Here is a 3,688-nt window from a genome sequence, read left to right on the forward strand (position 1 = left end):
ACGGCAGCCAGCGGCTGGCCGCCGGCGCGGACCGGCTGGCCGCCGGCGCGCAGCAGCTTGCCGCCGGCCACGCGCGATGGGCCGATGGCCAGAAGCAGCTGGCCTCCGGTGCTCAGGCGCTGCAACAAGGGCTGCATGAGGCTGTGGCAGGGGCCGACCGTCTGGCGGTGGGCACGGCGCGGCTGACGCAAGGGGCCGACGCGCTGAATCGGGGCCTGGCGCGCCTGGCGGACGGCCAGCGCCGGTTTGCCGACGCGATGGCGGAGAAGGCCAAGGACGCCCAAGAGGCGGTGGCCCATCGGGAGACGGTGGCCGAGCGCGTGGCCCGTCCGGTCGACCTGGCGGTGGAGGAGCGGCATGACGTGCCGGACTACGGCACGGGGTTTACGCCGTACTTCGTTTCGCTGTCCCTCTTTGTGGGCGCCTTGCTCCTCTTTTTGGTGGCCGATCCGCGGAAAGTGGCCGCATTCCTGCCCCCGGTGCGGTGGGCGCCGGTCCGCTGGGTCGCCGCGCGGTACGCCTTCTACGCGCTCGCGGCGGGTGCGCAGGCCCTCATCGTCAGCGGCGCCCTCGTCGGCGGTCTCGGCCTGAAGCCGGCGTTGCCCGGATGGTACGTGCTGACCAACGTCGTGACGGCGTTCTGCTTTGCGGCCTTGGTCTTCCTGCTCCTCGTAGCCTTTGGCGAAGCGGGACGCTTCCTGGGCATTGTGCTGCTCATGCTGCAGCTGACGTCCTGCGCCGGTACCTTCCCCCTCGAGATGCAGCCGGCCTTCTTCCAGGCCATCAGCCCCTACCTGCCCATGACGTACGCCGTGGCGGCGATGAAGGCCGCGGTGTCGGCCGGCGACGCGGCGAAGGCGTGGACGGCCCTCAACGTCCTCGGCGCCTTCACCGTCGGGTTCCTCGTGCTGACCGTGTTGGCCGTGACCGCAAAGCGGCGCTCTCTGGCCGGCGAACCGGCGGCCGAAGGATGATGCGTTTGCTTTCCCGCTAGAAAAAACGGGTGGCGGAGCGGTTTCCGCCACCCGTTTTACACATGCGCGCATTTCGGCTCATGCGCCCGCGGCGTCCGTCAGGCCCAGTTTCTTGCGCAATTGTTCCTCCCGATACATCCATCCGATGGCGGCTTCCTTCACGCGGCCGCTTCGGTCAAGGAAGACGGCGGCGACGAGCGGGTAGTGCCCGCCCGCGGTCCGAAAGCGCACGTCCACCCAGCGCACTTCGGTGCCGCCGGCAACCGGGCGCACGCGGGGCACCGCGTAGCGGGTAAAAGACAGGAGCGCCTGCACGAACGGATGCTTCTGCGACGCGCGCACCGCCGGATGGTCCGGGGCCGGGCGGGCAAGGGCGTCCAGCCACGTCAGCCGGCCGTTTCGCCATGCGCCCACGCGCACCGTGTGCCCGTCGTCGGCGAGGACGCTCCAGGCGCCCAGGGAAAAGGTGGGGAGCACGGTGACGCGCGTTCGTGAGTCGCCGATGGCGCGGCGAACGGCCCGCACCACGCGGCGGCGCACGGCCCACCGCCACGCGCAGAAGGCGCCCGTGGCGGCGTAGACGGCGGCAAACAGCGGTCCCGGCGCCAGGCCCGCGGCCCACAGGGCGAGCCCCAGAACGTGCAGGGCAAAGAGAATGGGATCGAAAATCGGCAAAGCGTTCCACGCCACCCAGCGCCGCGAGAAGGGCCAGAGCACCTGCGTTCCGTAGCCGTTCAAGAGGTCGGTCAGCGCGTGAACGAACACGGCGACATAGGTCCAGCCGAGGAGGGACCAAAAGGGCAGCGGCCCGAGGGCCAGCTCCACGCCCCCCCGCGATCAGCCAAGGCCACGCCAGCAGGGCGGGGAGGGAATGGGTGGGCCCGCGGTGGTACCGCACGTACGCGGCCGGTCCGCCGAGGCGCGCCAGGCCGTCGAAATCGGGCGCCTGGGAGCCGATGGAGGTAGCCAGCAGGACGGCCGTGGCGAGGGCCGGCTGGTCGGCCACCGCCGGATCGAGGCGTGCCAAACCGGCGAGGGTGATGCCCATGACGGCGTGGGTGAGAGTGTCCATGGCCATCCCTCCCGTTTCCGTTGCCGATTGTTTTTATTATAATCGAACGCGGCGAACGTAAGGGAGGTCGATCGGCGATGAACCGGACGACGGAGGATGCGCCGCTGCGCGTTTTTGTCGAATACCGGGTGATCCCCGAACGGCGCGAGGAATACGAAGCGCGGATGCGCGCCTGGCAAGATCGCCTCACCCGGCTGCCCGTTGCGGCCTACTCCCGCTACGAGGGGTGGGACCAGCCCCATTTGATGGTGGAAGCGTACCTCGTTCCGGACGAGGCCGCATACCGCTTGCTTAAGGAGCTGCGCACCGGACGGCGGGAAGGGGACGCGCCGTGGCAGCTGGGCCCTTGCGTGGAGGGTGGCGCGGAGAAGGTGCACGTGTGGGCCTTTCTGCCGCTTGACGGCGATGACGCCGGATGCACGGAACGGATCCGTCCGGAACAGGGGGGACGGCGGTGAAGCGACGGGCGACCGCCGAACCGGCAGACCGCGCCGCCGCGATCCTGCAGGGGTTCGACGTGGCGGGGTTTCGGTGCCGGCTGGTCGACTGGTTCCGTCACCAGCAGCGCGACCTGCCGTGGCGTCGCGATCGCGATCCTTACAAGATCTGGGTTTCCGAAGTGATGCTGCAGCAGACGCGCGTGGAAACGGCCCTGCCCTACTTCCTGCGCTTTGTGGAGCGGTTTCCCACTGTGGAGGCGCTCGCCGCTGCCGAGGAAGCCGACGTGCTGAAGCTGTGGGAGGGACTGGGCTACTACAGCCGCGCGCGCAACCTGCTGCGCGGCGCCCGGCAGGTGATGGAGGAATTTGGCGGGGTCCTTCCCGACGACCCGGAGGAGTTGGCCCGCATCAAGGGCATCGGCCCGTATACGGCGGGGGCCATCCTGAGCATCGCCTACGGCCGGCCGGTGCCGGCCGTCGACGGCAATGTCCTTCGCGTCCTGTCCCGCCTTCTCCTTGTGGAGGAGGACGTGCAGAAGCCGGGGACCCGGCGGCTCTTTACCCAGCTGGCGGCGGCGTTGGTTTGCCCCGACGATCCGTCGGCCTTTAACCAGGGCCTGATGGAGCTGGGTGCCCTCGTGTGCACGCCGCGCGCGCCGAAATGCCTCCTGTGCCCGGTGCGCGAAGACTGTCGCGCTTACGCCGCCGGCCGGGAACGGGAACTTCCGGCAAAAGGGAAGCGGAAGGCCATCCCCACGGTGGACATGGTGGCGGCGGTGGTGTGGCGCGGCGCGGCCGTTTACGTCTACCGGCGCCCAGAAGGTGGCTTGCTGGGCGGATTGTGGGCCTTTCCCGACGGCGAGCGTCGCGCGGATGAGGCGTGGGAAGCGGCTGCGGCGCGCATCCTGCGCGAACGGTATGGGCTGGCCGTCGCCGTGAGCGGCCCGCTCCTCGACGTGGTGCACACCTTCAGCCATTGCCGCTGGAACCTGCGCGTCTTCCAATGCGCGTGGGTCGCGGGAGACGGCGCGGCCCCCGACGGGCGCTGGGTGGAGGTCGACAAGCTGGACGAATTGGCTTTTCCCGCGTCGCACAAGAAGATCGTCGCCGCCCTGGACGGCGAAACCGTTTCCGCGCGCAGGGGGGCTCTACGCTAAAAAGTGTGGATGCCAAGAAGGAAAAAGGCGGTCAGCGAGCCAAGG

The 3,688-nt window shown here is 69.5% G+C and carries 4 protein-coding genes and 1 pseudogene; 3 read left to right on the forward strand and 2 right to left on the reverse strand.

Translation table 11 applies throughout. The features are described 5' to 3' along the window. Positions 1-974, forward strand: a 974-nt coding sequence (locus IEX61_RS12020; RefSeq protein WP_194453995.1) for a YhgE/Pip family protein, incomplete at its 5' end; no start/stop codon positions are given. 78 nt (positions 975-1,052) lie between these two features. Here the strand turns inward: IEX61_RS12020 and IEX61_RS12025 are convergent. After that, positions 1,053-1,799, reverse strand: a complete 747-nt coding sequence (locus IEX61_RS12025; RefSeq protein WP_188818226.1) for a metal-dependent hydrolase — start codon at positions 1,797-1,799, stop codon at positions 1,053-1,055. Between the two features lie 16 nt (positions 1,800-1,815). Further along, positions 1,816-2,052 (reverse strand): annotated as a pseudogene (locus tag IEX61_RS12840) (metal-dependent hydrolase); the annotation flags it as partial. A 71-nt stretch (positions 2,053-2,123) separates the two neighbouring features. Here IEX61_RS12840 and IEX61_RS12035 point away from each other — a divergent pair. Both IEX61_RS12035 and mutY read left to right on the forward strand, forming a co-directional pair. Continuing rightward, positions 2,124-2,504, forward strand: a complete 381-nt coding sequence (locus IEX61_RS12035) for a hypothetical protein (RefSeq protein ID WP_054673141.1) — start codon at positions 2,124-2,126, stop codon at positions 2,502-2,504. Continuing rightward, positions 2,501-3,643 (forward strand): A/G-specific adenine glycosylase, encoded by a 1,143-nt coding sequence (gene mutY, locus IEX61_RS12040; RefSeq protein WP_229725870.1) that lies wholly within the window; start codon positions 2,501-2,503, stop codon positions 3,641-3,643. Before IEX61_RS12035 ends, mutY begins: the two co-directional genes overlap by 4 nt. Positions 3,644-3,688 lie beyond the last annotated feature (45 nt).

Origin of the sequence: Calditerricola satsumensis (genome assembly GCF_014646935.1) — a bacterium.
Classification (GTDB): Bacteria; Bacillota; Bacilli; order Calditerricolales; family Calditerricolaceae; genus Calditerricola; species Calditerricola satsumensis.